Here is a 6,888-nt window from a genome sequence, read left to right as displayed (position 1 = left end):
TCGTCCCACATAAAAGAAGTTTACAACCCAGAGGGCCGTCATCCTTCACGCGGCATGGCTGGTTCAGACTTGCGTCCATTGACCAATATTCCTTACTGCTGCCTCCCGTAGGAGTCGGGCCCGTGTCTCAGTGCCCGTGTGGCTGATCATGCTCTCACATCAGCTACTGATCGCAGGCTTGGTGGGCCGTTACCCCGCCAACTACCTAATCAGACGCACGCCCATCTTTAACCGCCGGAGCTTTAATATCTAAATGATGCCATTCAGTTATATTATGGAGTATTAATCCACCTTTCGGTGGGCTATCTTCCAGTTAAAGGGAGGTTGCGTACGTGTTCCGCACCCGTTTGCCGGTCGCCAGCATTTGTATTGCTACAAACCTGCTGCCCCTCGACTTGCATGTATTAAGCCTGCCGCTAGCGTTCATCCTGAGCCAGGATCAAACTCTCCATTGTAAATGTTGTTTGATACTGACTATTAATTCTCAAGAATTAACAGTTCAAAAATCGAATTATTTTACGCTTAAAATTTACCCGTTCTAATTAATTAAAACGTTGCTGTTGCTTCCAATCTTTCAAAGAACTTTGTTTGTTTTCGTGTCCCCGTTTTTTAAACGGAGTGCAAAGGTAAGTGGTTTTTTAAATTCACCAAATTTTTCTTCATTTTATTTCAACTTTTTTTGTCGACTTTATTCGAAGAATAAACTTGTTTTGATGCGAATTTTCACTGAGAACCTTTTGAAGAACTTTCGCTTTTTTCGAAGCGGGTTGCAAAGGTAAGTGGCTATTTTTATCTGCCAAATTTTTCTTCGTTTTATTTCAACTTTTTTTATCGATTTTAACAAGAGAAAGAATCTGTTTGTAGTGCAAATTTTGACTGCCAACCTTTGAAGAACTTTCGCTTTTTTCAAAGCGGGTTGCAAAGGTAAGGGGCAATTTTTATCTGCCAAATATTTCTTCGTTTTTATTTCAACTTTTTTTAGAAAAACTAAATAAGAATCGATTGAGTTGAGAAGAGAAAGTAACCTTTTGAAGAACTACCCGTTTTTTTCAAAGCGGGCTGCAAAGGTAACGGTGTAACGAGTTACAAACCAAACCTTTTTGAATCTTTTTTTACGACGAAAGCTGAAATGCTTTGCTGCAAAGGGTTTCAGCAAAAAATATTTTACCGAGGCTCCGGAAAGAGCGGAGCGGGATAGCTTACACTCACCAAAAACAGGCCTTTTGCAGGTGCCGAAAAATCTGCAGAAGCAGTTTCCTTTTGCGTGATGATGGTTTCGAATGCATCAAAACTGATCGTACCTCTTGCTACCCGCACCATTGTTCCAACAAGGCCACGCACCATTCCTCTTAAGAAACGATTTGCCTTTACATGATATACCAGGCATCCGTTCTCATCTATCCACTCACTTTCATGGATAATGCAATTAAATGTTCTTACCTGTGTATTACGTTTTGAAAAGGCTGAGAAATCATGATTGGTCTTTATACGTTGTGCACAAGCATCTAACAGCGTTCTGTCAAGGGTATAAGGTAAATACCAGGCCCTGTCATCAATAAAGGGATCTTTCGTGTTGTAAATAAAATATTTGTATTCACGTGAAGTAGCATGAAAGCGGCAATGGGCACCAGGATTAACTTCTCTAACGGATTTGATCACGATGGCCGGCGGCAGTATAGCGTTGAGATTATATACCGAGGGCTGCGGAAACTCTTCTTCCCAATCAAAATGGAAATAGTTTTGCAGTGCATGCACGCCGGCATCGGTTCTTGAAGACCCTGTAAGCTCTACCTGTTTTCTGAAAAAGACCAGGAATGCTTTCTCCACTTCAGACTGTATGGTAACAGCATTCTGCTGCACCTGGAAACCGCTATACCCTTCTCCCTTATAACTCAGCTCCAAAAAGTAACGTGGCATAAGTTATTGATTAGGCAAGAGAGCAGTGAACCGGCGCTTATAATATTCATCGTTAATTGTTTCACCCAAGGTTTTAAAGTTGCTATAGTCTGTCACGAAGGGCAGAGCAGCATCATATAAACGATAACGACCTTCGTCGGTAAGAAACAAAGATGAAATATTTCTCAGCTGCGCTGTTGTAAAGCATTTTGTACGGAAAGCCTTTTTCGCTTCATCCACCATTTGCTCATCTTTTCGCTGGGAAGCCATGCGACGGCGTAGTTTTATGAGATCATCTTCGGTAGCAAAATCTTTGCAATTACTATTGGGCAGGGAAGTTGTTTCCTTCTTTTGAACCTGTTCTGTACCAACAGGAGGAGTAACTGGCTCTTTCTTCTCCACCACCTCTTCTTTCTTCACCACAGGCTGCTGAACGGGAGGCTGCTGCATAGCTGTAACGGTATCTTTCTTTACAATTTCGGCTTTTGGAGAATCCACTAATACAGGTGAAACAGGGTTCAAGAGTGTATCTCTTTCAATGAACAATCGAACAGTATCTTTTATGCCATTACTTTCATTCACCTCAAATACAAAATCGGCACCTTCTCTACTTTCGAACTTACGCACCTGTTTAATGGCAGATTTTGAAGGGGCCGCCCACTCTGGCCCGGTAACCACGGGCTGCTCCACTATTTTTTCGGACTTCACCTCCGGCTTAGCCACAACTGTATCTTTTACAGGTTTGTTTACAACCACCTCTGTTTTTTGGGGTTTCGGAGTGTCAACGACCACCGGTTTTGCTTCCTTTACTACTGTTACCGTTTTTACAGTGCTGTCCTGGGTTACTTTCGATAACATATTACTAAAGGGATCATTTGCCGGGGTAACAGTACTGCCTGTTGGGGTAGTTTGTGTTGGCGCTTTCGCTGAAGCATAAACTATAGAAGAAGTCTGAAGATCATACAATCCCCAGCCCTTGTCGCTAAAGTCCTTTAGCAAAAATCCTTTGTCAGCCTTATCAATTGTATAGCTAAACTGTTGCTCCGTTTGATTGCTTTTGGGAAAACCCACGGCGAAATCAATAACGCCGTCTTTCAATTTCGGAAGAATCAGATAACCGGTAGAAGAAGAACTGATGATCCTGTTATTGTATTTTATATAGAAAGGCTGCTGATTGTCGGTTTGCAGGTAAATGAAATGATTCAACTGGCTTTTTGCCGTAATACTGAAGAGGGCCAAAACCATTATCGTAATTGCAAGTCTTCTGATCACTGATGTTCGCATAGCGACAAAGCTAATTTTTTTTGTTTATCTGAATTACAAACCATTTGTCAAATTCTACTGTTCAAATCATGAGCCACTTTATCTTTACACGTTAAATAAACGGAGTAACCGTATCAAATGCTTGCCTTCATGCACTTATTTGCAACCGGTCATTTCCAAAAATCAAATCGTTTACATTCATGAAAAGAAATCTCTTTATTGGTTTGCTGTTATTCAGCAGCAGCATCGCATTTGCACAGGAGCGGGAACAGGCTGATACAAGCTGGAAAAAAATCTATCGTTCAACACCTGAAAAAACACATGCACTGGTGCATACAAAACTGGAGGCCAGTTTTGATATTCCCAATGCGCAATTGATGGGAAATGCATGGCTGACATTAAAACCCTATTTCTACGCCAGCAATACATTGATCCTTGATGCAAAAGGAATGGATATTAAAGAAGTAGCCATACAGAAAGGAAGCAGCCGCAGCAAACTGAAACATGAATACGATGGCCTTCTTTTGAAAATTACTCTTGATAAAACATATAAAGGTGGCGAAGCTTACACTGTTTACATCAACTATGTTGCAAAGCCAAACGACTTTAAAACAGAGGGCAGTGCAGCTATCACCGATGCAAAAGGATTGTACTTCATTAATCCGAAGGGTGAAGAAAAAGATAAACCTACCCAATTCTGGACCCAGGGTGAAACCGAAGCTACCAGTGTATGGTGCCCTACAATCGACAAAACAAATCAAAAGACGACACAGGATTTTTATTTAACGGTGCCTGCCAAATGGGTTACACTCAGCAACGGAAAACTGATGAGCCAAAAACCGAACAGCAATGGCACACGTACCGATTACTGGAAGATGGATCAACCCAACTCTCCTTACCTGTTCTTTATGGGCGCCGGCGATTTTGCTGTGGTGAAAGAAAGCTGGAGAGGAAAAGAAGTGAGTTATTATGTTGATAAGGAATATGCTTCTGTTGCTAAAAAGATCTTTGGCAACACGCCTGAAATGATGACTTATTTTTCAAAGATCACCGGTGTTGATTATCCCTGGGTGAAATATGCACAGATGGTTGGCCGTGATTATGTAAGTGGTGCCATGGAAAATACAACTGCAACTTTACACCAGGAAAGTGCACAGCAAGATGCCCGTGAACTCGTGGATGGTAATGCATGGGAAGGAACCATTGCGCATGAATTATTTCATCATTGGTTTGGCGATTATGTTACATCAGAAAGCTGGAGCAATCTTACACTCAATGAATCTTTTGCTAATTACAGTGAATACCTGTGGGATGAATATAAATTCAGCAAAGACAAAGCTGATGCTACCAATTATTCAGCCATGCAAGGTTATCTTGGCAGCAATAGCGAAAAGAAAGATCTTGTTCGTTTCTATTATAATGATAAGGAAGACATGTTTGATGCAGTAAGTTATAATAAGGGCGGACGCATTTTGCATATGCTTCGTAATTATATTGGCGACAATGCTTTCTTTAAATCATTGAATCTTTATTTAACTACCAATAAATACAAATCGGCAGAAGCACATCAGTTGCGTATTGCATTTGAAGAAATTACCGGTAAGGATCTGAACTGGTTCTTTAACCAATGGTATTTTAGTGCAGGTCACCCGGTGCTTGACATCAATTACAGTTATGATGAAAGCAGCAAGAAGGCCATTGTGATTGTAAAGCAAACACAAAAAGACAAACTGTTTCAACTTCCTGTTGCTATCGATATATATAATGGCAGTAGCAAAACACGTCAGCAGGTTTGGGTGAAGAATGCAATCGATACATTTTCCATTTCCGTTGCTGCAAAACCTGACCTTATCAATTTTGATGGCGATAAAATATTGCTTGCAGTAAAGAAAGAAAACAAAACACTGGAAGAATATATTCATCAATATAAATATGCCGGCTTGTATTTAGACAGAAGAGAAGCGATCGACTTTATATCCAAGAAACAGGATGATGCAAAAGCAGTTGCATTCATGAAGGAAGCAATTAATGACAGGTATAGTGGCTTACGCAATTTTGCAATCGGTAAACTGGATGTAAAGAAAGCAGCTATTGTTGAAGCAACAGAAGCTTCTGTGGAAGCTATTGCAAGGAAAGATGCCAGTCGTATAGTTCGCAGCGCTGCAGTTACATTCTTAGGCAACCTGAAAAAACCTGGTTACAAAACTTTGTTCACTACTTTGCTTAATGATTCTTCGTATACATTAAGTGCAGCAGCTTTAACCGCATTGGAGAAAATTGATCCTCCTGCTGCATTAACGGAAGCAAAGCGTTTATCGCAACAGCCAATGAAAGGCAACCTGCTTGACGCTGTTGCCACTACGTTGATCAAAAGTGGCGATGAAAATTCGTTTGATGAAATAACGAAAGCTTACAGCAGCATGGGTTTAACACAGGCGAAATTTAATTTAACTGCTACTTATGCAAATATGCTTGGCAGCATCAAAAACACTGAAAAAGTAAAACGAGGTATTGATGCTATTGTAAAATTCAGGGAAGGCATCCCGGAACAATATGGCCTGGGGCCAGTGTTTGAGAATTTCTTCAAAACCATCATTGGTAAGAAAGAAACGTTGAAGAAAGCAGGTGAAGATGTAAACGCACTGCAAGAGCAGATCGATTATATTAAGAGCAAGATGAAGTGAGAAGGCCGCCGATATGCGGTAGTCTACAGCAAACAGTAATAAGTGAGAAAAGGCGGTTCGTTGGAACCGCCTTTTCCTTTAAGATATAAAAGATGTTACACAAACCGGTTAGCGAATAAGCTTAATCGGGTTGACAAAGCCGCTATATGTACTTATCTTCATCGCCGGCTTTGAATAAACGATCATACTACAAGCCTCTCCCCATCCACCACAGCAGTAATCTCCACAACTTTACAGCATTTTGCTTTTCGTTCGATTGTATAATAATGTTAACCTAAAAAATAACTCTATGGCTAAGACCGGACCTATTATTATTATTGAAGACGACTCCGATGATGAAGAAATATTTGAAGATATTTTACGGGAATTAACTATCTCAAATAAAGTTATTTTGTTTAAACTATGCGAGGATGCGTTCAATTATCTAAAAGAAACTCCGGAGCAGCCTTTCCTTATTTTCAGTGATATCAATCTTCCCGGTGAAAATGGAATAGAATTTAAACGAAGCATCGATAACGATGAAGAGTTACGGAAGAAAAGTATCCCATTTGTATTTTATTCTACGTCGGTTGATCAAGCCTCAGTAAACGAAGCCTACACCCAAATGACCGTGCAGGGATTTTTTCAAAAGCGGAATAGTTATGAAGACATGAAAAATGATATTAAAGTCATTTGCGATTACTGGATGGCTTGCAAACATCCCAATACGCATTAACAACTTTATCTTTTTCAGAATGCAGAATACGTGTTGTTCTATGTGTAAAATAATAACGAAAAGGCGATTTGTTGGGGCCAGCTTTTAGTTTTGTGCGGATGTGAGCGGGCATTTGAGCGCTTTTAACGGGGCGTAAAGTGGCTTAAGCTATGCTGTATGGTGCCGGAACGGGCCATTGATCGCTTGCTCTGTCTAGTCCTAAAATAGCTATACAGGTGAGAGAATAAATCCTGGATTAGCTATACACCCGGGACTGGTAATCCTAAAGGAGCTATACAGGATCATTTTTTTCAAATTTATGCATTAATGGGTTGCGTGTACTTAACGGTT

At 40.4% G+C, this 6,888-nt stretch carries 4 protein-coding genes and 1 rRNA gene; 2 read left to right on the top strand and 3 right to left on the bottom strand.

Annotated elements, in window-relative coordinates:
- From ACO1QW_RS13760 to ACO1QW_RS13750, 3 genes are all read right to left on the bottom strand, one after another.
- Positions 1 to 455, bottom strand: a 16S ribosomal RNA gene (locus ACO1QW_RS13760); the annotation flags it as partial.
- A 709-nt stretch (positions 456 to 1,164) separates the two neighbouring features.
- Entirely contained in the window at positions 1,165 to 1,917 is a 753-nt protein-coding gene (gene truA / locus ACO1QW_RS13755; protein WP_486259432.1) for a tRNA pseudouridine(38-40) synthase TruA, read from the bottom strand.
- Between the two features lie 3 nt (positions 1,918 to 1,920).
- Complete coding sequence (locus ACO1QW_RS13750) at positions 1,921 to 3,180, bottom strand: DUF4476 domain-containing protein (RefSeq protein WP_486259430.1); 1,260 nt, start codon at positions 3,178 to 3,180, stop codon at positions 1,921 to 1,923.
- Positions 3,181 to 3,359: 179 nt separating this feature from the next.
- On the opposite strand from ACO1QW_RS13750, the gene ACO1QW_RS13745 reads away from it, so the two are divergent.
- Together ACO1QW_RS13745 and ACO1QW_RS13740 are read left to right on the top strand one after the other, a co-directional pair.
- Entirely contained in the window at positions 3,360 to 5,843 is a 2,484-nt protein-coding gene (locus ACO1QW_RS13745; RefSeq protein WP_486259428.1) for a M1 family aminopeptidase, read from the top strand.
- 289 nt (positions 5,844 to 6,132) lie between these two features.
- Positions 6,133 to 6,558 (top strand): response regulator, encoded by a 426-nt coding sequence (locus ACO1QW_RS13740; protein WP_486259426.1) that lies wholly within the window; start codon positions 6,133 to 6,135, stop codon positions 6,556 to 6,558.
- Positions 6,559 to 6,888 lie beyond the last annotated feature (330 nt).

This window comes from Lacibacter sp. (genome assembly GCF_057361365.1).
This window is presented reverse-complemented; position numbering and strand designations above follow the sequence as displayed.

Excerpts from the sequence above, each read along its gene's own strand:
- ACO1QW_RS13740 (WP_486259426.1), top strand. The coding sequence starts at position 6,133 with ATGGCTAAGACCGGACCTATTATTATTATTGAAGACGACTCCGATGAT.
- ACO1QW_RS13745 (WP_486259428.1), top strand. The coding sequence starts at position 3,360 with ATGAAAAGAAATCTCTTTATTGGTTTGCTGTTATTCAGCAGCAGCATC.
- truA (WP_486259432.1), bottom strand. The coding sequence starts at position 1,917 with ATGCCACGTTACTTTTTGGAGCTGAGTTATAAGGGAGAAGGGTATAGC.
- ACO1QW_RS13750 (WP_486259430.1), bottom strand. The coding sequence starts at position 3,180 with ATGCGAACATCAGTGATCAGAAGACTTGCAATTACGATAATGGTTTTG.